This window comes from Nocardioides bigeumensis (assembly GCF_039531755.1).
In the GTDB taxonomy this organism is placed as follows: domain Bacteria; phylum Actinomycetota; class Actinomycetes; order Propionibacteriales; family Nocardioidaceae; genus Nocardioides; species Nocardioides bigeumensis.
The window spans coordinates 332,588-353,502 of record NZ_BAAAQQ010000011.1 but is presented as its reverse complement, the minus strand read 5'-3'; the positions used below and the strand labels follow the sequence as shown (position 1 = coordinate 353,502).

Sequence of the window (20,915 nt, the reverse complement as noted above, 5' to 3'; positions counted from 1 at the left end):
TGCAGCTCCCGGGGCGGCCCACGTCCTGCCCGCTGGCCTGCGCGTCCAGGGTTGGCGTAGGTAGGACCGGGCGACGTTAACAACACGCTCGCGTGCTGGTGAAGACGTCGCCCCGGGAAATGGCCGATCGGCCATTTCCGGCTTCGCAGGTGGCTGTTTCGCGAGACAACGGGCCGTTGGGCGTGTCTAGGATTCCCTGCACATTGCCCGTTCATTGCCTGCCTACGCCACCCGGGAGACCCATCCCATGCACCGCCGCGCACTCGCCACCGCCCTGACCACCGCCACTCTCATCGTGACTGCCGCCACCGCCGCCTCCGCTGCGCACGAGACCGGGATCCACGACAACTGCACGAAGTTCAACGAGAAGTACCCGCACGGCGTCGGCACCCGGAAGGCCGTCGACAAGACCAGCGGTACCAAGGTGACGACCTTCAAGCGCAACAACGACATCTACTGGCTGGCGGAGAAGCACAACCCCGACCTCGACCGCGACAACGACCGCATCGCCTGCGAGAAGGCCTGACCTGCCGTGGCCCGTCGCGTCGTGGCGATGCTCACCGCCGTCCTCCTGGGGTTCGGAGTGCTGGCGGCGCCAGAGGCGGCCATGGGGCGGGCCGGGTCCGCCGACAAGGACTGTGCCGACTTCCCGACGCAGGCAGCGGCGCAGACGTTCTTCCTCGACAACAACCCGTCGGCGGACCCGCACCGGCTCGATGCGGACGGTGACGGCATCGCCTGCGAGAGCAACCCGTGCCCCTGCTCGTCGAGCGGCGGTGGCGGCCCGGCGCCGGTACCCTTCTCGCCGCCCATCCCGGAGGTGAAGCGGGAGCGGGCGAAGGTGATCCGCGTCGTGGACGGCGACACCCTCAAGGTGCGGCTGCGCTCCGGGCCGCGCGTCTACGTGCGGCTGCTCGGCATCGACACCCCCGAGGTCTACGGCGGCACCCAGTGCCACGGCCCCGAGGCGTCGTACGCCGCCGAGCGAATGCTGCCGTCCGGCACCAAGGTGCGGCTGCGCTCCGACCCGAGCCAGGACCTCAAGGACCGCTATGGCCGCCTGCTCCGGTACGTCGCCAAGGGCCGGCTCGACGTCAACCGCAAGCTCGTCGTGCGTGGTCACGCGAAGGTCTATGTCTACGACCACACCCCCTTCCAGCGGACCGCGAGCTATCGCCGCGCCCAGAAGGTCGCGAAGAAGCTCGATCGCGGGCTCTGGGGGGAGTGCTGAACGACGAGTGGATCTCCTCCTGGGCACGAGCAGGATGGTCTAGGCCGGGTAGAGCGGCTCCGGAGCCAGTACTAGCGTGCTGAAGACCCCCCAGCTCGGACCCTCCTCGGGCCCCGTTGGTTGGGGCGACAGCAGATCCGCTGTGCTCAGGGGAGGTGAGCGCGGATGGCCGCACTGCGGCTTCGACTCTTCGGACGACCGACCGTCCAGCGCGCCGACGCCAGCACCGTGGCGGTGCCGGCCAGCCTGCAACCGCTTCTGGGCTACCTGAGCCTCGAACCCGCGACCCACCACCACCGCGAGCTGGTGGTCGAGGCGCTGTGGCCCGGGCAGCCGGCGCAAGTGGGGAGCAAGCGGCTCAACACCGCGGTCTGGCGTGCGCGCAGCCTGTTCGACGCCGGCCGCGACGAGGTGCTGCAGGTCTCGCGCGGCGGCACCATCGCGTTGGACCGCGAGCGGATCTCCATCGACGTGGTCGAGGCGGCAGCGGGACTGCGGGGCGGGTACCCGAGCGACGACGCGGTGGCGCGCTCGGCGCGGATCGACGCGCACGACCTCCTCGTCGGGTGCTACGACGAGTGGGTGGTGCGGGCCCGGGAGGAGCTGGCGTCGCGGGTCGTGTCGTTGCTCGAGCGCCTCGTCGAGCAGACCCAGGACCCGGCAACCGCGATCGGGTGGGCCGAGCTGTTGGTACGGCGCGACCCCCTGCGGGAGGACGTGCACCGGCGGCTGATGCGGCTGTACGCCGACGCCGGGCGACGGGCCGACGCGCTGCACCAGTACGACGTGTGCGCGCACGTGCTGTGGGAGGACCTCGGGGTCGAGCCCCTGGTCGAGACCAGCCTGCTCGCTGCGGCGGTGCGGGAGCGGGTGGCCCCGCTGGCGCCGGAGGTCGTGGACCCGGTCGTGGCGTTGCAGGAGCTGCGGGGTGCGCTGGCGTCGTGCCGGAGCGCCATCGAGCAGATCGAGCGCGCTCTCACGTCGCTGCCTCGCGGTTGAGGCTGCTGCTCGACCACCGATCGACGGTCGTTGCACGACCTCCATTTCGATCACCGGTGGGTGGTCTCGACTTTCCGCTCGCTTCGCTCGCTGCTCGACCACCGATCGACGGTCGTTGCACGACCTCCTTTTCGACCACCGGTGGGTGGTCTCGACTTTCCGCTCGCTCGCTCGCTCGCTGCTCGGCCACCGATCGACGGTCGTTGCCCGACGACCTCTTGGACCATCGGTGGGTGGTCTCGACTTTCCGCTCGCTTCGCTCGCTGCTCGACCACCGATCGACGGTCGTTGCCCGACGACCTCTTGGACCATCGGTGGGTGGTCTCGACTTTCCGCTCGCTTCGCTCGCTGCTCGACCACCGATCGACGGTCGTTGCCCGACGACCTCTTGGACCACCGGTGGGTGGTCTCGACTTTCCGCTCGCTTCGCTCGCTGCTCGACCACCGATCGACGGTCGTTGCACGACGACCTCTTCGACCACCGGTGGTGATCGGGCCGTGATCGGGGGTGATCGGGCGGGGACCGGGGCTGCGTAGACCTTCTCCCGTGAGGCCGAGGCGATCGCTGCGTGCGGTGCCGCGACGGTGCCGTGACTAGGCGTGAGGTGAAGGTGCGGGTCCAAGCGTGGCTCGAGGAACGAGAGCTGGACGGGCTCTCGCCGGAGCTCCGGGCGAAGGTCGAGGTGGAACGCCACCACGCCTACGAGTCGGTGAAGCCCGCGCCCCGGTCAGTCGACGAGATCCACGAGGTCCTCGACCGGCTGTTCACCGAGGCCGGGCTCAGGCCGACCGGCGCCGACGGGGGAGACGCCTGATGGCGACGTACCGCGCGATCGAGGCAGCCAGCTCGGCGATCGCGTCGCTGCTGGACGACACCTTCGTGCCCGACGACTTCTCGGGCGACGAGCTGGAGTTCGTGGTCATCGACGGCAGCGACTTCGCGGACGGGCTGCCGAGCGGAGCGGGGATCTTCGTCTACCGCATCGAGGTCGACGGCGTACGCCGCCACCCGAGCGGCCGCGTCGACCCGGGAGGACGGCGGGACCTGCCCAAGCTGCCCGTCGACGTGCACCTCCTCGTCGTCGTCAGCGCCGCCGACGCCGGCACCAAGCTCGCGCTCACCGGCTGGATCATGCGCAAGCTCGAGGACCACCCCGTGCTGCCGCCCGGGCTGCTCAACCGCGAGGCCGGCGACGAGCCCGTCTTCCGCAACGACGAGACCGTCGAGCTGACGGTCGACGACGTCAGCCACGAAGAGCTCCTGCACCTCTGGGAGGTCCTGGGGGCGGCCAAGTTCGACGTGGTCCTGCTGCCCTACGTGCTCCCCAACCTGCTGCTCGAGTCGACGCTCAGCGTCACCGAGGCCGCGGCCGTGCAGGAGCGGCTGGCAAGGTTCGGGCACCTGGAGGCGGTGGGCTCGTGACGACCGTGCGCCCCGACCCGGTCCTGACCGACCGCGCCCAGGTCGACGTCGTCGAGGAGGTCGTCACCAGCGCCCCGCTCGGCCTGCGCTTCTGGGACTTCGCCCTCGACCAGCCCGTCCGCGACGGCCTCGTCGTGCGCGCACGCCCTTCCGCCGGCGGCCAGGTCACCACGGCCCGTCCGTCGAGCAGCGGCGTGCACGGCTTCCTGTCGCTGCCGACCACGAGGGCGGCCGAGCAGGGGCCGATGGCGGACTTCGACGACGAGACGGCGTACGACGTCTCGGTCGTCGACACGCGTGGTCGGTTTGTGCCCATGGGGCTGACCGTCGCCGCCCCGGTGGCCGGTGTGCAGCCGCCCGGACTGCCGGGCTTCTTCGTCTTCTCCGCGTCGACCCGCTTCGTGCCTCCGGGGTTCGTGGGCGTCCGCGTCGACCTGCGCGACGAGACCCGTCCGATCGTGGGCGTGGACGGCGAGTTCGCGGCCGCGGCGCACGCCATGGTCCGCGTCGAGACCGACGACGACATCTGGTGGGGACAGGCTGACGCGCACGGCCGGGCCCTGGTGCTGGCCCCCGCACCGGCGTTCGCCGCACCCAGCGACGGGGACGGCCCGCTCGACCCGACCAGCCAGAGCTGGGAGGCCGAGCTCGAGGTGCGGTACGAGGCGCTGCCGCCGAGCGCCTTCAGCGGTGTCCCCGCGTTCGCCGACATCGCCGACCAGGACGTGGCGACGGCCAACCACGTCGGCAACACGTTCACGGACTCGCGAGCCGTGGACATCGAGTACGGGCAGGTGCTGGTGATCCGCAGCCCTGGCCGGTCCGACCTGCTGGTGCGACCAGCCTGATCTGAGGAGCAGCATGCCCGAGTACCTCGCCCCCGGAGTCTTCGTCGAGGAGACCTCCTTCCGGCAGAAGACCATCGAAGGCGTCGGCACCAGCACGGCGGCCTTCGTGGGCCCCACCCGCTTCGGCCCCATCGACGGCGTCCCCGAGATGCTGACCAGCTTCGGGGACTTCGAGCGCATCTACGCCGGTGTCGACCGGCTCAACGGCGGCGCCGTCGACAACTACATGGCACACGGCGTGCGGGCGTTCTTCGAGAACGGCGGCCGCCGCTGCTACGTCGCCCGCGTCCGGCACAGCGCCGACGACGACGACGAGGGCTTCGGGCAGACCACGATCCCGGCGACGGCGTCCGCCGCCGACCAGAGGCTCGTGCTCCGCGCCCGCCACCCGGGTCGCGCCGGCAACTTCCAGGTGCAGCTCGGTCTTCGCCTGGGTCCCAACATCCTCGACCGCGGCGGCGCCCAGCCCTCGCTGCGCGGCGGACCCACGCTCGAGCACCAGGTCGTCCTGCTGGCGGCCGTCAGCGACTCCGGTGTCGTGCGCACCGGCCAGTTCGCCCAGCTGCGACGGGTCTTCGACGACGCAGCCCAGGAGTGGACCTTCGACCTGCGCAGCTCGGCCGCCAACAACGTCGACGCCGACGGCAACCGCACCTTCGGTCTGGTCTCGCAGCTGACCGCCGACACCGTCGACGTGCGCGTGCTCATCGTCGACGTCGAGGCGGGGCCGCTGGGCGAGTTCATGGACCCGGTCTTCTACGGCGGGCTCGGCCTGCACGGCGAGGGCCGCAACTCGATCCAGCAGGTCTTCGCTGCTCCGCCCGACGCCAGCCGCTCGACCGAGCTCTTCGTGCCGCTGGTCGTCGCGACGGAGAACATCGCGGACGGTGCCGCGCTGGCCCGGCTCCTGGTGCTGGAGTCCGGGGAGGCCGCAGGCATCACCGGAGCGGCGTACGTCGTCACCCTCGACGAGGCCGTCGGCGGGACCGTCGCGATCAGCGTCGGGGGCGGCGCCGCCGTCGACGTCGCGTTCAACGCGACCGGCGCCCAGGTCGGCGCCGCGCTGGCCATCCCCGGTGCGGTCGTGACGGGGCCGGCGGGTGGTCCCTGGACGATCGCGCTGCCCAACAACGACGTCGTCACCGCCGACCCGGCCGACCTGGCGGGCCGCGGGCGCGTCCACATCGAGGAGGCCACCGTCTGGGACGTCCTGCCGAACGGCGCGGACTTCCGCATCACGATCGGCGGCCAGACCACCCAGCTGCTCCGGTCGAACGCCTCGGCCGACGCCGTCGACGACGCGCTGGAGGAGATCCTCCCCGACGGCACGCGGGCGCGCGTCGAGCGCTCGACCGCCGGACCGCTCACCTTCGCGATCACGATCCCCGGCGGCCACGGGGTGCCGCTGAGTGCGTCGCCGTCGACGGTGACCGTCGCCGCCGCCGCGCCGGTGACCTTCGTGACCGTCGAGGCAGCCGGCGGCGACTTCACCTTCACCGGCCCCGCGGACACCACGGCCGACATCGACTCCACCGACGAGGCGGCGATCGCCGCCGGGCTCGAGACGGCGTTCGGCCTCGCCGCGCCGCCGGTGGCGGTGAACGGCGAGTTCGAGGTCGAGCTCGAAGCCCCGGTGACACCGGGCCCGCTGACCGCCGACGAGTCGAGGCTCGAGGCCGCGCCCGGGACGGCCGAGGTGACGGTGGCACGGACCAGCAGCTCGCTCAGCAGCCAGGGCGCCAGCCGGCCGATCCGGGCCCGCCTCGTCGGGGGGTCCGACGGCGACTGGCCCGACGGCGACGGCTACACCGGTGACGACGGGCTCCGGAAGTCCGGCCTCTTCGCGCTCAGCGACCTCCCGGACGTCTCGATCGTCTGCGCCCCCGGCTCGACGCAGGACTTCGCTGCCGACCGGCTCTCGGTCATCGACCGTGTCGGCCGGGTGATCCGGCACTGCGAGAACATGCGCTACCGCATCGCGGTGATCGACTCGCCGCCCCAGCAGCTGCCGGGGGAGGTGCGCGACTTCCGGGGCGAGTTCGACTCCAAGCACGCGGCGCTCTACTACCCCTGGATCACGGCGTACGACGCCGTCACCCGCGGTCCGGTGAGCCTCCCACCCAGCGGGTTCGTCGCCGGCATCTACGCCCGCAACGACCGCGAGCGCGGCGTCCACAAGGCGCCCGCCAACGAGACGATCGCACTGTCGCTGGGCTTCGAGACGCACGTCAACACCGCCCAGCAGGAGCTGCTCAACCCGCTCGCGGTCAACTGTCTGCGGCACCTCGACCAGCGCGGTCGCCGGGTCTGGGGTGCGCGCACGATGACGTCGGACCCGGAGTGGAAGTACGTCAACCTGCGGCGCTACTTCGCCTTCCTCGAGGCGAGCATCGACAGGGGCACGCAGTGGGCGGTCTTCGAGCCCAACGGTGAGCTGCTGTGGGACAACGTGCGCCGCACCGTCGAGGACTTCCTGATGAACGAGTTCGCGAGCGGGCACCTCCTCGGGTCGACCCCGGAGGAGTCGTTCTTCGTGCGCTGCGACCGCTCGACCATGACGCAGAACGACCTCGACAACGGTCGTCTCGTCTGTCTCATCGGGGTGGCGCCCCTGCGCCCGGCCGAGTTCGTGATCTTCCGCATCGGCCAGAAGACGCTCGACGTCCAGAGCTGACCCCCTGACCTGGCCACTGAGCCGGCCCCTGAGCCGCCCACTGAGCCGGCCCGACACCGCACTAGAGAGCAGGAGCAACCGACATGGTCAGTGAGCGCGAGCGCCCCTACCGCAACTTCAACTTCCTCGTCGACATCACCGACGTCAACGACGCCCAGCAGGACGCGGGCGGCTTCCAGGAGGTGAGCGGGCTCGGGGTGGAGATCGCCGCGGCGGAGTACCGCAACGGCAACTACGCCTTCAACAACCCGATCAAGATCATGGGCCTGACCAAGGTCCCCGACGTGACGCTCAAGCGCGGCGTCATCGGCAACCTCGCGCTCTTCGAGTGGATCAAGGCGGTGCAGGAGGGCGAGGCCGACCAGCTCAAGACCGTCACGGTGACGCTGATGGGAGAGGACCGGACCACGCAGGCGCAGGCGTGGAAGCTCTCCAATGCTCGCCCGTTGAAGTACACCGGCCCGACCCTCTCGGGCGTCGGCGGCGACGTCGCCGTCGAGGAGCTGGTCCTGTCCTGCGAGAGGATCGAGCAGGCGTGACCCTGCAGCCGATGGCCCTCGAGCAGGTGGCAGGGGCGGGACCACGGGCGTTGCCGGGGGTGCGGTTCGAGACCGCCCCGGCCGTCCGGTCCGGCGTGCTGCCGCGGCTCGACGTCACCGGCTTCGTCGGGTACGCCGAGGCCGGCCCGCTCGACACGCCCGTCCTGGTGCAGGACGTGGTGCGGTTCCGCGAGATCTTCGGCGGCGACGTCGTGCTCGCCGACGGAACCGATGGCGACGACCGCGTCACCGGTCTCCTCGGCCCGACGGTGCAGGCGTTCTTCGACAACGGCGGGCACTCGTGCTGGGTGGTCCGCGTCGGGATCGGTGCGAGCACGACGGGCTTCGTCGTGCCGGGCCTCGTCGAGGCGGGCCCGCCCGAGGACCCCACCAGGCTGCGTCCGGCCACGCTGCAGGCGAGGTCGCCGGGCGCCTTCTGCGACGACCACGCCGTCGTGGCGTGCGTACGCCGGCGGCCGCTCGCGGCCCTGCCCGGCTCGCTCGCCGTGGGCGGCTGGGTCGACGGCGGGCTGGCCGTGCCCGGGTCCGCGAGCGTCGAGCCAGGCGAGCTGCTCGAGGTCGTCCTCGAGACGGGACGCACGCTCTGGGTGCCGGTGCGGACCGTCCTGGCGGATGCCGCCGGCCGCCGGCTCCTGGGCTGGCGGGCTGCCGACGAGACCTGGCTCGACCCGGTGCGGGACGCGACGGCGACCGGCCCCTTCCCCGGCCGTGTCGTCGGTCCGGGGCGCGACGAGGCGATCGTCGTCGAGTCGTACGCCGCCGACGCGGACGGGACGGTCCGGCTGGTGGTCCGGCTCACCCCCGACCGCGCACCGACGACCGGCGACGCGGTCGTCGTGTCCGACGTCGTCGCCAGCCCGATGGTCGTCACCATCGGGTCGGCGGCCGTCGGCGAGCCGGGAGTCGGCACCAGCTCCGTCGTGGGCGGCTGGCCCGCCTGGCGGATGATCCCCACGACAGCGGCGCGCGCAGGCGCGGTCGACCTCGACCGCGCGGCGGTCGTCGAGCTCGGGTTGGCCACCCGCCAGGGCGACGCGCTGACGGCCACCGTCGAGGGGCTGGCCCTGGACAGCGACCACCAGCGGTGGTTCGGCCGGCTGCCCTCCGACGAGGAGCACTTCGGCCGCGCGTACCGCATCCTCGCGACCGGCAGCCCGGTCGGCGCACCTGGCGCAGCCGGCACGGACGGCCCGCTCGACGGCCTCGCCGCGCACCCGCGCTTCGGCCTCGCTGGGACCGGCACGCCAGGCGGGCGCTACCTGCCGCTCGGGCTCGGGACGGCGTACGGCGTCAGCGCCCCGGGACCTGCGGTCCCGGGCCCGGGAGACGTGCACGCCCGCAACGGGGTCGCCAGCCGCGACCCCTCGGCCTTCGTCGACCCCGACCTGGCCGAGCTCGGCGCGGAGAGCCTGGTCGTGGAGGCCCGCCGGCGGTTCTTCGTCGAGGGTGAGCCGTTGCGCGGCGTCCACGCGCTGCTGCCGCTCGAGGAGGTCGCCGTCGTGGCGGCGCCCGACGCCGGCCAGGGCGAGTGGCTGCTCTCCTCGCCCGAGGCGTCGCCGGTCGTGCTCGGCCCGGACCTGGCGCACGCGGTGGCGGCCGACCACCTCGACTGGGTCGACCCGTTCGCCGACCTCGACCCCGACGCGCCCGCCGACGAATTCGTGCTGGAGCGCAGCCCGGTGCCGGACTTCACGGGCGGCGTGGCGGCCACGACGCTCGGCGGCGACCTCTGGCACACGCCCGTCGTCCGTGGCGACTGCGGGGCGGCGTTCTTCCGCATCCGTGCGCTGCGGCGCGGCGTCACCTCGCCGTGGTCCAACACCGTGCAGGTCGCCGAGGAACGCGGACCCTTCGAAGCTTGCGAGGCGGAGCTGCTCGTCGCGCCGACGCCCACCCTCGCGGGAGCGACGCTCAGCTGGACCGCCGGTGCCGGAGCGCCCTACGAGCTGCAGACCAGCCCGCACCCGCTCTTCGCCCGCGACGTCTCGTCGGCGCCCACGACCATCGCGCACGCGACGCTCAGCCGCCCGGCGACCGGCGTCACCTACGCGCGCGTCCGCTCGACGTCGCCGCTCGGCACCTGGTCGGTCACCGTCGCCCTCGCCGCTCTGCCCGTCGGCCGGTGGGTGGTGGCCGCCCCCGGTCCCTTCGACCCGGACCGCGGCGTCTCCGACGCTGCGGTGACCGTGCACCGCGCGCTCTCGGTGCTGGCTGCTGCCCGGCGGGACCTGACGGTGCTGCTGTCCTTTCCCCGGTGGTACGGCGGGGAGGCCGTCGAGCTGCACCTCGGTCGCATCGCCGAGGGGGACACGGTCGCCGGCACCGCAGACCTGATGGACCGGTTGCACGCCCACCACCCCTGGGTGCTCACGACGACGCCGTCCGGACCGCGGCCGCTGCCCCTCGACGGCGCCGTCGCCGGCCGGCTGGCCCGCGGCTCCCTCGAGCGCGGTCCATGGATCGCGGCCGCGGGGCAACCGCTGACGGGCGTGCTCGGCGTCGTGACCGAGCGGTCGGACGCCGACCCGCTGCGCCTGCGCGCGGCCCAGATCAATGCACCCGTGCTCACCAAGCGCGGCGTCGTCCTCACCGGCGTCGACACCTTGTCCGACGACGGGCTGGTGCGCCCGGTGACGGTCCGCCGGCTGCTCATCCTGGTGCAGCGGCTGGCGCTGCGCGAGGGCCGTGAGCTCGTCTTCGAGCCCAACGGTCCAGACCTGCGGCGGTTGCTGCAGACGAGGTTCGAGTCGGCGCTGGGCCTGATGTTCCGTCTGGGCGCGTTCGCGGGGACGACGCCGGCGCAGGCCTACCGCGTGCTCTGCGACGAGGGCCTCAACCCGCCGCGCGTCTCGGACGCGGGCCGGGTCGTCGTGGAGCTGCAGCTCGCGCCGTCGCACCCGCTGGAGTTCATCGTCGTGCGCTTGGTGCAGGCCGGCGACGACGGCTTCCGGCTGGCCGACGTGACCGCGCTGACGGGAGCCGCGTGATGACGGTCTTCACCGCCTTCAACTTCAAGGTGCTCATCACGCTCGACGGCGAGAGCAGCCCGCTCTGCGAGGGGGGGTTCTCCGCGTGCGACGGGCTCGAGGTGTCGGTCACCAACAAGTCGATCAGGGTGGGCGGCGACAACGGCAGGGTCGTGCACCTCGGCGGCATCGTGAACAACGGCACCCTCAGCCTCAAGCGGGGGATGACCGACTCCTTCGACCTCTGGGACTGGTTCGAGCGGGTCAACGTCGACGAGGAGCGGCGGCTGCGCGCCACCTGCCTGGTCGTGTCGATGGCGCCCGACCGCGTCACCGAGCAGGCGACGTACGTGCTCGACCGCTGCCTGCCCGTCAAGCTCAAGGTGCCGGCGATGGACGCGGCGACCGGGCAGCTGGCCGTCGAGGAGCTGCAGGTCGCCTACGAGACGATCCGGCTGCGCAAGCCCCAGGGGGTGGGCGGTGCCTGACCAGACCGAGCTCGCCCAGGCCCAGCTCGTCGAGGTGGAGTTCGCCGACGACGGTGCCGCCACGCCGCGCTCGGGCGGCAAGACCGCCAAGGTGCAGTTCAACCCCGAGACGCTCAAGCTGACCTCGGCCAACACCGTCGCCAAGACCGACGCCGCCGGCTCGGCCTCGATGCAGTTCATCGGCTCCAGCTCCACCAAGCTCGACCTGGAGCTGTGGTTCGACGCGACCGTCACCGCGGAGGGCGTGGAGCTGCGCTCGATGACCGAGGGCGTCTACTACTTCATCACCCCGTCGAAGTCGGGCGGCGAGGCGAAGTTCAAGGTCCCGGGCGTGCGGTTCGAGTGGGGCGCGTTCACCTTCGACGGCGTGCTGACCACCCTCAACGAGACGCTCGAGCTCTTCAGCCACGACGGCCGCCCGCTGCGGTCGCGGATCTCGCTGAGCTTCGCGTCCCAGGAGATCCGGTTCCGCATCGAGGAGTCCGGCGCCGGTGGGGGCGGCGCCGGCGTCGGCCAGACGCCGCGCACGCCGGTGGGCCAGGGCGACTCGGTGCAGCAGCTGGCCGGCAAGGCCGGGGGGTCCAACGCGGACTGGAAGGCGATCGCCGCCGCCAACGGCATCGAGAACCCGCGGCTCCCGCAGGTCGGGGCGCTGCTGACCCCGCCGCGCGTGGGCGTGAACGTGTCCGGCCTGCTCGGTGGGAGGTCGTGAGATGCCCGTCGTGATCGGTGAGCTCGAGGTCGTGGCCGCCGCGCCGCCGGCACCCCCCGGCCCGGACGTGGGTACGCCGCCGCCGCCGATGACCGCGCTCGACGTCGCTCGGATCGTGGCCCGCGAGCGCGAGCGGGTCGCGCGCAAGGAGGCGGACTGATGACGGCGACTCCGGTGCTGACAGCCGCCACCCCGACCATCGAGGTGAAGGGCGAGCCGAGTGGACTGCTCGGCGCCTCGCTCGAGGACCTCGTGGTCACCGAGACGCTCGAGGGCCTGGCGACCTGCGAGGCGAGGTTCCGCAACGTCGGGGCCGGGAACGGCGACCCGGACTACCTGTTCTTCGACGGGGACGTGCTCGACTTCGGCGTCGACGTGCGGATCTCCACGGGCGCCGGTGAGGGGACGGCCCTCGTGTTCAGTGGGAACGTCACCGGTCTGCGGGCGGAGTTCAGCGGGCGCAACGGCGCCACTCTGACGATGCTCGCCGAGGACCGGCTGCAGGACCTGCGGATGACGCGCCGCACCCGCTCCTTCGAGGACATGACCGACGCGGCGGCGTTCGAGCAGATCGCCTCGGACCACCGGCTGCGGGCCGAGATCGACCTTCCCGGGCCGACGTACCGCGTGATCGCCCAGGTCGACCAGAGCGACCTGGCCTTCCTGCGAACCCGCGCGCGGCGGGCCGGCGCCGAGGTCTGGGTGCGCGACGACACGCTCCACGTCGCGGCCAGGACCACCCGCCGCGGCGAGCGCGTGGTGCTCGGCAACCAGCAGAACCTGCTCGAGGCCAGCCTCTTCGCCGACCTGGCGGCCCAGCGCACCGAGGTGCAGGTGCACGGCTGGGACCCCTCGACCAAGGAGCGGCTCGACGAGCGGGCGACCGGCGACGTCGTCAAGGCAGAGGCCAGCGGCGACAAGGTGGGCCCGGACGTGCTCGAGCGGGCGTTCGGCAGACGTGTGGAGACGATCGCCCACCAGGTCCCCCTGGGTCCTGACGAGGCGCGGGCCCTCGCGAAGAGCCAGATGCTCGAGAGGGCGCGCCGGTTCGTGACCGGGGAGATCCTGGCGGTCGGCGACGCGCGGATCGCCGTGGGCGGCACGGTCGACCTGTCCGGCGTGGGAGCACCGTTCTCGGGCGTCTACTACGTGGTCGAGGCCCGCCACCTCTTCGACCTCGTCGGCGGCTACCGCACCCTGGCCAAGGTCGAGCGGGGGGAGCTGACGGCGACATGACGATCACCGATACCCGCCCCGAGAGTCGGCCCGCCAGTCGGCTCGGCCTGCACGGCGACTCGCGCTGGTTCGGCGTGCACGTCGGCGTGGTGTCCGACGTGGTCGACGCTGACGGCCAGGGGCGGGTGAAGGTCAAGCTGCCGTGGGCGGCCGACACGGACGGCACACCGATCGAGCTGTGGTGCCGGCTGGTGGTGCCGATGGCCGGCGCCTCGCGGGGCGTGTGGTTCGTGCCCGAGGTCGACGACGAGGTCGCCGTCGTCTTCGAGGCCGGCGACCCGAGGCGGCCCTTCGTCGTCGGGTCGCTGTGGAACGGGTCCGACGCGCCGCCCGAGACGATGGACGGCAGCGGCCAGAACAACTTGCGCTCCATCCACTCCCGCGCGGGCATCCGCATCGTCATGGACGACACCGACGGCGCGGTGATGCTCACGATCGACACCCCCGGCGGGCACAGCATCGAGCTCGACGACGGCGGCACGACCGTGCGGGTGCAGGACAGCAGCGGCAACAAGATCGAGATGACCAGCTCGGGCATCGAGATCCAGGCCAGCGCCAAAGTCACCGTCAAGGCGTCCAACGTCGAGGTCACGGCCGGCTCGGTGAAGGTGGATGCGGGGATGTCGACGTTCAGCGGTGTCGTGAAGGCCGACACCGTCATCGCCAACTCGGTCGTGGGCACGTCCTACACCCCGGGCGCCGGGAACATCTGGTGAGGCCGCGATGAGCACGATGACGCCAGCCATGACCACCAGGCGCCCGGCCGGCCGCCGCGGCGACGACCTGCACGCAGAGCGGGTCGTCTGGCGGCGCCCTCGCTCCCAGACCGGCTCCGGCGCGGCCGACGTGCCTGCCCTGTTGGGCTTCAAGACCGACGACTTCATGGTCGAGCTCGAGACGGCCCTGGCCGCACGGCCCTCGACGCTCACGTCGCACCTGGCGGCGCGGGAGCACTGGTCGACGTCGCAGCCGCCCATGTTCGCCATCCCGGCGGCGCCGACCGTCCCGGCCACTGGTGATCTCAAGCTCTTCCAGCCGGCGCACGGGCGCTTCTACCTCGTCGCCGCGCACCTGTGCTGCCGTCGCTACGGCTTCCCCGACCGCGGGCTGACGGCGAAGGAGTCGGTCGGCTTCGTCATCCGGCGCGTCGAGAAGACCGGCACGTCTGCCGTCGATCCGGCCAACCCGGCGACGTACACCGAGCTCGCCTGGGTGCCGAGCGGCAACGCCGGCTCCTGGCAGCCGGTGACCACGCGGCTCGCCCTGGCCCCCGGCGAGGAGCTGCTCCCGCTGACGCCGACCGTGCACACCGCTGACGGGCGGAAGTCGCGACTGCACACCGGGCTGGTCCCGGTAGGCGCGCGGGAGAAGTACGAGGCCCGCAGCAAGGCGGCGCGCGCCGAGGCCTCGGCGACCGACCCGGTCGCCAACCCGCGGCGCGCGCTGCTCGACGGCACGGTGATCGAGGCGGTGCGCCAGATCGCCGGCTTCGGCGGCTCGACCCCGCCCGCGGACAACGACGTGATCGAGATGCTCCAGTGGGCGCTGCTCGACCTGGTCGACTTCATCACCGGCGTGGCCGGCGGCTCGGTCGCGACCGTCGTCGACACGCACCTGGGCGGTTCCGCTGCCGGGTCGCAGCCGGCCTTCACGACGTGGGCGGAGGTCGTCAAGCTCGTCGCGGCCGAGCGCGCGACGCTCCTGGCTCGTGGGGCGCCCTCGCCGACGCTCGCCGGGCACCTCGGTCGGGTGCGCACGCTCAACCTCGTCGGGCTGCTCATCGGGCTCGAGAACTACCGCGACACGGTCCCCGCCCCGCCCGTGCCCGCCGGTCCCGTGCTCGCGGAGCCGGACCCGGTGAAGGGCCTGCTCTACGTCGCCCGGTGCGTCTACCAGCGCGCCGACTGCCGGCTGCCGCGCCCGGAGTGGGTGAGCCCGCCGACGAAGGCGTTCCGGCTCGCGTCGTTCTTCGATCCCGACGCACCCGGACGGCCGATCCAGATCTCGCTACCGATCGACACCTCCCAGGGAGGGCTGCGCTCCTTCCCGCGCAACGTGAGCGTGCTCGTCTCCAAACAGCTGCGCGCGCAGATCGCGCAGGTCAAGAAGCTCGACGACATCGGGGGCAAGCAGAGCTTCGACCTCGGGATGCTCTGCACGCTGTCGCTGCCGATCATCACGATCTGCGCGCTGATCCTGCTCATGGTCGTCGTCTCGATCCTCAACATCGTGTTCTTCTGGATGCCGCTCTTCAAGATCTGCCTCCCGAAGCCGGGAGGTGACTGATGGACACGACGGCGATCGGCCAGGTCGGCCTCGACCAGCAGGCCGCCACCTACGGGCGTGGCGTCGCTTTCCCCGTCGCGCTCGCGCCCACCAGCCGGGTCGCGCTGAGCGCCGGTCCGGAGAACATCGCGACGGCGCTGCGGGTGATCCTGGCCACCGAGCCGGGTGAGCGCCTGATGCTGCCGGCGTTCGGCGCGGGCCTGCGGCGCTTCCTCTTCGAGCCGAACATCCCGGCCACGCACCGGCAGATCGAGGACGCGGTACGCCGCGCGGTGACCCGGTGGGAGCCGCGGGTCGCCGTCGACGCGATCTCGGTGACGGCCGCCCGCGAGGACCCGGCGGCCGCGCGGATCGACCTGCACTACCGGCTGGTGGCCACCGGGACGGCCGCCGAGCTCAACGTCTCGGTCGCCGTCGGCGCCGGCGCGAGAGGAGGCCAGGCCTGATGACCATCGAGCTGCCGTCGATCGACGACCTCGACTACGACACCCTCGTCGCGGAGGCGAAGGCCCGGATCCCGGTCCACAACCCGGACTGGAGCAACTACAACGACGCCGACCCCGGCATCACGTTGCTGCAGCTGTTCGCGTTCATGACCGACAGCCTGCTCTACCGGTCGAACCTCGTGCCCGAGCGCAACCGCCGGGCCTTCCTCCACCTGCTCGGCCTGCGCCGGCGCGCAGCCGTGCCGGCCGAGGGGCTGGTCGCCTTCGACGCCACCAAGGGTCCGCTGACCACGCACCTGGTGCCGGCCGACACCGAGGTCCGCGCGGGCAACCTGCCCTTCCGCACCGCCCGCACCATCGACGTGCTGCCGGTCAGCGCGCTGGTGTGCGCCAAGCTGCCGTCGGCCACCGAGCTCGACACGGCCAGCCGGGCGGCGTACCTCTCGATGTACGAGGACCTCGACCCAGAGGCCGACGACGTCCAGCTCTACGACACCCACCGTCTCGAGGTGCCGGCGGGCGCCTCGCGCTACCGCCCCGTGGGCATCGCGGAGACGGTCGACCGCTCGCTGTGGGTCGCGCTGCTCGCACCGAAGCCGGCCCTGGTCGACGCCGTCCGCGACCTGATCGGCGGCAAGGTGCTGTCGCTCGGGATCGTGCCGGACGTCGTCGACGCCACGCGGGTGCTGCCACCCGCGTCCGTGCTCCGGTCGCAGCCCGAGCCCCGGCTGGTCGTCTCCGCGCCCGTTCCCGGCGCGCTGCCCGCCGACCCCGAGCCGCGCGTCCCGGCGTACCGCCCCCTCGACACCACCGAGCGCGGCGACGTGCTCGTCGAGCCCGGCGTCATCGACGTGCAGCTGCCCGCGCCGGACGACCTGGTCCTCTGGCCCGACCTCGAGGCGACCGAGGAGGGCTTCGGCGACTTCCCGCCACCGCTGGAGCCGGCCGAGCGCGCCCGCCTGGTCTCCTGGCTCCGCCTCACCCGGGCCCGGCCGAGCGCCGGTCCGGGTGGGGCGCTCGGCGCGACGTTCTCGTGGGTCGGGGTGAACACCACCCACGTCGAGCAGGTGTCCCGCGTCGCCGACGAGCCGCTGCCCGACGGCACCGGCGAGTCGGACCAGGTCGCGCGGCTCGGACAGCGCTCGGTGCTGGCCGACACGGTGCGCGTGCGGGTGGACGGGGTCGAGTGGAGCCGGGTCGCGGACCTGCGCACCAGCCCGCCCGAGACCGCTGTCGGCGCCGGGACGACGCCCGACCGGGACGGCGTCGCGACGCCGGGGTCGCCGTACGTCTTCACGTGCGAGCCCGACGGCACCGTCCGTTTCGGTGACGGGCTGCGTGGAGCCCGGCCGCCAAGGGGAGCCCGGATCCGGGCGGACTACGCCGGCTCGGAGGGCGCCGCCGGCGTGCTGCCCGCGGGCGGGGTGAAGACCGTGCTCGGGCTGCCGGCCGGCGTCCAGGTGGCCAACCCGGTGCCGACGTGGGGCGGGCAGGACGCCGAGACCATCGAGGACGCCGAGGCGCGGATGAGCGAGGTCGTGCACCACCGCGACCGGCTCGTCACCCGTCAGGACTTCGTCGAGATCGCCCGGCGCACCCCCGGCGTGGACCTCGCACGGGTCGAGGTGCTGCCGCTCTTCCACCCCCAGCTCGTCGGGGTCGAGTCACCCGGCGTGGTGACGGTGATGGTGGTCCCGCGCTTCGACCCCGCCCAGCCCGACGCGCCACGGCCCGACCAGATGTTCCTCGACTCCGTGTGCGAGCACCTCGACGCGCGGCGGCTGGTGACCACCGAGCTGCACGTCGTCGGCCCGGTGTACGTCGACATCGCGCTCGCCATCGGGTTCGACCCGGGGCCCGGGCGCGACGTCCCCGACGTGCGCGAGCGCGTGCAGACGGCGGTGCGCACGCTGCTCTCGCCCATCGACCGGATCCCTGGCGACGGTGTCGATGCCTGGCCGCTGAGCAAGGCGGTCGACCCGCTGGAGATCCTCACGGTCGTCGCGCGCGTGGACGGGGTGGCGCGGGTCAACGGCGTACGCCTGTCGCTGCCCGACGGCACCGCGCTGGTCGGCGCGCTGCCCATGACCGGCCTGGAGCTGCCGCGGCTGGTGTCCCTGGCGGTGCAGCCCGGCGACCCGCCGACCGGCGCGGACGTCGCACCTCCCGCGACGCAGCTGCTGCCCGTCCCGGCGATCCCGGAGGAGTGCTGATGCCGGCCGACGTCAACGGCTCCGGGTTCCACGTGCTCCTCACCGAGGAGGACTGGTTCACCCGCGAGGGCGCGCTCGGCACGCTGCCCGCGGTCAGCGGCGATCCGCAGCCGGACCTGGAGTGGACCCGCTCCTGCGGGCTGCGCCTGCGGCGGACCGTGCCGTTCGACCGCGTCGAGAGCCCGCCCCGGCTGACGCCCGAGGATCGCCGCGGCGCCGACCGTGATGTCGACGGTGTCGTGTGGCACGTGGGCGACGACCGCACGAGCCTGTGGCGGACCCGGGACGGCTCCGACGCGGAGCGGTTCTGGCCGCCCGACGCCGGGGAACCGGTGGACGTCTTCCACGACTGCGTGCCTCCGCAGGACGAGCCGGCCCGGCTCGGGGCCGTCGTCGCGACCGACGACCGTTGGCTGGTCGTCGGGCTGCTGGGGACGGCGTCCTCGCCCGCAGGGCTGATGCTGCTGGACCTGGTCGGCGGAGGCGAGCCGGTGACCCGCGACTGGTCGGGCCTGGTGCCGGACTTCAGGCCGGTCGAGGGTTGCCGGCGACCCGATGGCGGGCTGCTCGTCCTCGACGCCGAGCCCGGGCGCGACGAACCCACCCGCGTCTGGCCCCTCGATCGCCGCGCGGACCCGGCACTGCTGGACGAGGTGCCCGCGTCGCCGTCCGTCTTCTCCGTGTGCGACACGGGGGGTTCGCCCGCCGCCGAGGACGCTGAGCCGCTCACCGCCGCCCGCCCACGGGCCTGGGTGCTGCCGGTGGAGAACGCCACCGCGATCGCCGCGGTCGACGCGGACTCCTACGTGGTGCTCGACGTCGAGGAAGGCCGGGTGCTGCGCTTCGCCGGGGAGACGCTGGTCGGCACCCTGGACCTGTCCACGGCGCTCGAGGACAGGCTCACCGATCCGGACAACGACCCCGCGGTCCGCGGCCACGACATCGTGGTCGTGCGCACGCCCGAGGGCAGGCCGGTCCTCTTCGTCAGCGACGCGGGAGGCGACGAGGTGTTCACTTTCGACGTCGACGACGACTTCGCGCCGCTGGCCGAGCACTATCCGATGCGCCGCCACCACGGACGTGGCCTGGTCGGCGACGGCGAGTCCGTGTGGTTCGACACCCGGCGGCGCTGGCACCAGCTGCTCGCGCGCGGCCGCTCCGAGTACCGCGGCTTCGGCAGCTTCGTCTCCGCCGCCTTCGACGGGCACGAGCAGGGCTGCCGCTGGCACCGGGTCCTCCTCGACGGCCGGCTCCCGTCCAGCACGTCGGTGCGCGTCGAGACGCGGGCCGCCGACGACCTGGCCGCGCTCGCGGGGATGCCGTGGCGGCTCGAGCCGGCGCCCTACCGCCGCCGCGGCGGCACCGAGCTGTCCCTCGACGTCGCGACCGCCCCGGCCGGCGCCACGGACCTCGGCACGTGGGAGACGCTGGTCCAGCGCAGCGACGGTCGCTACTGCCAGCTGCGGCTCACGCTCGAGAGCGCGGGCGGCTCGACTCCGGAGATCAGCGCGCTGCGGCTGGTCTTCCCGCGGTTCTCCTACCTGCACCGCTACCTGCCGCAGCTGTACGCCGACGAGGACGCCCCCACCCGGTTCCTCGAGCGCTACCTCGCCAACCCCGAGGGGCTGCTCACCGACCTCGAGACCCGGATCGCCGACGTCGACCTGCTCTTCGGAGCGACGTCCGCCCCGGCGGCGTACCTCGACTGGCTCGCCTCTTGGTTCGGCTCAGTGCTGGACGCGGACCTCGACGTACGCCGACGCCGCCTCTTCCTCGAGCACGCCGACCGGATCTTCGCCACTCGCGGCACTCCCGGCGGGCTGGTGACGATGCTGCGGCTGGTGCTCGACGAGTGCCCGGAGGCGGCCTTCGACGGCAGCCCGGCCCCGGCGTTCACGGTCCGCATCGCCGAGCGCTTCCTGAGTCGGGGCACGTCCGTCCAGCCGGGACTGCCCGGCAACCCCCAGGACCTCGGTGCCGTCGGCGTCGACGACACGGTCACGGTCGCACGATGGACGCCGTCGCTCGGCGCCAACGAGCTGCACCAGCGGTTCCGCGACGACCTGACAGCGAGGTACGGCGCCGACTGGTCCAGCACCGCACCCGCCAGCGTGCCCGCGTGGCTGCGGGGGGCCAGCAACGTCTCGGTGTCCCCGACCACGCCGACGGACGCGGGGGAGCGGGCGGACTGGACGCGCTTCCTCGCCGGGCAGCTGGGCATGCGGTCCCCGGCGTTCGACGCGACGCAGCACGCCGCTCTGTGGCGGCGCTTCCTGCTGCAGCGCTACGAGCGGCCGGCCCGGCTGGCCCAAGCCCACCAGCTCGCCGCCGTGCCCGACACCTTCGACGACGTGCAGCCGCCCGAGCGGCTCGCGCTCTTCGGCCCCGCCCTGGAGGACTGGGCCGCGATGGTCACGCTGGTGGTGCCGATCGCCGAGGCCGCGCACCGGTTCTTGGTGCTGCTGCCCGTCGATCCCGAGGCGCCCGAGCGCGAGCAGCTGCGGATGCTCGACGTGGCCCGCCGCGTCGTCGAGCTCGAGAAGCCCGCGCACACCAGCGTCGACGTGCGTCCCTACTGGGCCGCCTTCCAGCTCGGCGAGGCACGCCTGGGCGTGGACACCCTGCTCGGAGCGGGAGCCCGTCGATCGGCCCTGATCCTCAACCGCAGCCGGCTGGCGCAGGCCGGGCTGGCCGGCCCTGCCGGTCACGACGACGGCTGCGGAGGCACGGCCTCCGGTGGCCGCTCCGGCGCGGCGAGCCATGCCGGCTATGCCGGCGCCTGGTCCACCGCCGAACCGTGCGGGTGCGGAGGCACCCCATGACGTACCAGCTG

18 protein-coding genes are annotated in these 20,915 nt (G+C 73.0%); all 18 read left to right on the top strand.

Translation table 11 applies throughout. The annotated features are described in order from the left end of the window. Positions 1-247: 247 nt before the first annotated feature. The 18 genes from ABD295_RS10775 to ABD295_RS10690 all read left to right on the top strand — a co-directional run bounded on the left by ABD295_RS10775 (position 248) and on the right by ABD295_RS10690 (position 20,904). Positions 248-526: a hypothetical protein gene (locus tag ABD295_RS10775; RefSeq protein WP_344303716.1), complete on the top strand. Its 279-nt coding sequence runs from the start codon at positions 248-250 to the stop codon at positions 524-526. A 6-nt stretch (positions 527-532) separates the two neighbouring features. After that, positions 533-1,231: a thermonuclease family protein gene (locus ABD295_RS10770; RefSeq protein ID WP_344303715.1), complete on the top strand. Its 699-nt coding sequence runs from the start codon at positions 533-535 to the stop codon at positions 1,229-1,231. Between the two features lie 165 nt (positions 1,232-1,396). Continuing rightward, entirely contained in the window at positions 1,397-2,230 is an 834-nt protein-coding gene (locus tag ABD295_RS10765) for an AfsR/SARP family transcriptional regulator (RefSeq protein ID WP_344303714.1), read from the top strand. A gap of 605 nt (positions 2,231-2,835) precedes the next feature. Beyond that, entirely contained in the window at positions 2,836-3,045 is a 210-nt protein-coding gene (locus ABD295_RS10760; RefSeq protein ID WP_344303713.1) for a hypothetical protein, read from the top strand. After that, a complete protein-coding gene (locus ABD295_RS10755) occupies positions 3,045-3,653 on the top strand; it encodes a Pvc16 family protein (RefSeq protein ID WP_344303712.1) in 609 nt (202 codons plus the stop codon). Before ABD295_RS10760 ends, ABD295_RS10755 begins: the two co-directional genes overlap by 1 nt. Beyond that, positions 3,650-4,501, top strand: coding sequence for a hypothetical protein (locus tag ABD295_RS10750; RefSeq protein ID WP_344303710.1), 852 nt, complete (start codon positions 3,650-3,652; stop codon positions 4,499-4,501). Before ABD295_RS10755 ends, ABD295_RS10750 begins: the two co-directional genes overlap by 4 nt. A gap of 13 nt (positions 4,502-4,514) precedes the next feature. After that, positions 4,515-7,175: a phage tail sheath subtilisin-like domain-containing protein gene (locus ABD295_RS10745; RefSeq protein WP_344303709.1), complete on the top strand. Its 2,661-nt coding sequence runs from the start codon at positions 4,515-4,517 to the stop codon at positions 7,173-7,175. 83 nt (positions 7,176-7,258) lie between these two features. Continuing rightward, the gene (locus tag ABD295_RS10740; protein WP_344303708.1) at positions 7,259-7,714 is read left to right on the top strand and encodes a phage tail protein; all 456 of its coding nucleotides are present in this window, start codon (positions 7,259-7,261) and stop codon (positions 7,712-7,714) included. Continuing rightward, positions 7,711-10,722: a hypothetical protein gene (locus ABD295_RS10735; RefSeq protein WP_344303707.1), complete on the top strand. Its 3,012-nt coding sequence runs from the start codon at positions 7,711-7,713 to the stop codon at positions 10,720-10,722. Before ABD295_RS10740 ends, ABD295_RS10735 begins: the two co-directional genes overlap by 4 nt. Beyond that, positions 10,722-11,189 carry a phage tail protein gene (locus tag ABD295_RS10730; RefSeq protein WP_344303706.1) on the top strand — a complete coding sequence of 156 codons (468 nt, stop codon included), beginning with the start codon at positions 10,722-10,724 and terminating at the stop codon, positions 11,187-11,189. The genes ABD295_RS10735 and ABD295_RS10730 overlap by 1 nt, the downstream gene beginning before the upstream one ends. Then, on the top strand, positions 11,182-11,901 hold the full coding sequence (locus ABD295_RS10725; RefSeq protein ID WP_344303705.1) for a CIS tube protein: 720 nt from the start codon (positions 11,182-11,184) through the stop codon (positions 11,899-11,901). The genes ABD295_RS10730 and ABD295_RS10725 overlap by 8 nt, the downstream gene beginning before the upstream one ends. A gap of 1 nt (position 11,902) precedes the next feature. Then, positions 11,903-12,061 (top strand): hypothetical protein, encoded by a 159-nt coding sequence (locus ABD295_RS10720; protein ID WP_344303704.1) that lies wholly within the window; start codon positions 11,903-11,905, stop codon positions 12,059-12,061. Next, the gene (locus ABD295_RS10715) at positions 12,061-13,137 is read left to right on the top strand and encodes a phage late control D family protein (protein WP_344303702.1); all 1,077 of its coding nucleotides are present in this window, start codon (positions 12,061-12,063) and stop codon (positions 13,135-13,137) included. The genes ABD295_RS10720 and ABD295_RS10715 overlap by 1 nt, the downstream gene beginning before the upstream one ends. Next, positions 13,134-13,853 carry a phage baseplate assembly protein V gene (locus tag ABD295_RS10710; protein ID WP_344303701.1) on the top strand — a complete coding sequence of 240 codons (720 nt, stop codon included), beginning with the start codon at positions 13,134-13,136 and terminating at the stop codon, positions 13,851-13,853. Before ABD295_RS10715 ends, ABD295_RS10710 begins: the two co-directional genes overlap by 4 nt. A 28-nt stretch (positions 13,854-13,881) precedes the next feature. After that, complete coding sequence (locus tag ABD295_RS10705; protein ID WP_344303700.1) at positions 13,882-15,423, top strand: hypothetical protein; 1,542 nt, start codon at positions 13,882-13,884, stop codon at positions 15,421-15,423. After that, positions 15,423-15,869, top strand: a complete 447-nt coding sequence (locus ABD295_RS10700) for a GPW/gp25 family protein (protein WP_344303699.1) — start codon at positions 15,423-15,425, stop codon at positions 15,867-15,869. Before ABD295_RS10705 ends, ABD295_RS10700 begins: the two co-directional genes overlap by 1 nt. Further along, positions 15,869-18,082, top strand: coding sequence for a baseplate J/gp47 family protein (locus ABD295_RS10695; protein ID WP_344303698.1), 2,214 nt, complete (start codon positions 15,869-15,871; stop codon positions 18,080-18,082). The genes ABD295_RS10700 and ABD295_RS10695 overlap by 1 nt, the downstream gene beginning before the upstream one ends. Next, entirely contained in the window at positions 18,082-20,904 is a 2,823-nt protein-coding gene (locus tag ABD295_RS10690; RefSeq protein ID WP_344303697.1) for a hypothetical protein, read from the top strand. The genes ABD295_RS10695 and ABD295_RS10690 overlap by 1 nt, the downstream gene beginning before the upstream one ends. Positions 20,905-20,915: the final 11 nt, after the last annotated feature.